1 pseudogene is annotated in these 401 nt (G+C 64.1%); it reads left to right on the top strand.

From position 1 onward, the window contains the following. Nucleotides 1–332: pseudogene (locus EN885_RS33795) on the top strand (SAM-dependent methyltransferase); the annotation flags it as partial. Between the last annotated feature and the right edge of the window lie 69 nt (nucleotides 333–401).

Raw genomic sequence — 401 nt, 5'->3', positions numbered from 1 at the left:
TCGCCAATCCGCCCTACATGAAAGACACCCAGGAGCGCGCGTACCGCCATGGCGGCGAGCATCTGGGCTCGGAACTGTCGGTGCGCATTCTCGGGCAGGCCATTGAGCGACTGGCGCCAGGCGGCAGCGTGCTGTTGTACACCGGCGCGCCTTCCATCGACGGCGAAGATGTCTTTCTGCAACAGGCTCGAGGGTTGATCGACCGGCCCGATCTTGCCTGGTCCTACCGCGAGATGGACCCGGACGTGTTCGGTGAAGAGCTGGAAACCGAGACCTATCAGCAGGCTGACCGCATCGCCGCCGTTGTGCTGACGGTCACGCGCACCCGGTGAGATACCCATCGACGCCGGACGGGCGTTACTTCGTCGTCAAGGGCCAGCTTTGGCGGTGCAGCAATCCAG

This window comes from Mesorhizobium sp. M6A.T.Cr.TU.014.01.1.1 (genome assembly GCF_004022765.1).
Taxonomy (GTDB): domain Bacteria; phylum Pseudomonadota; class Alphaproteobacteria; order Rhizobiales; family Rhizobiaceae; genus Mesorhizobium; species Mesorhizobium mediterraneum.
This window is presented reverse-complemented; position numbering and strand designations above follow the sequence as displayed.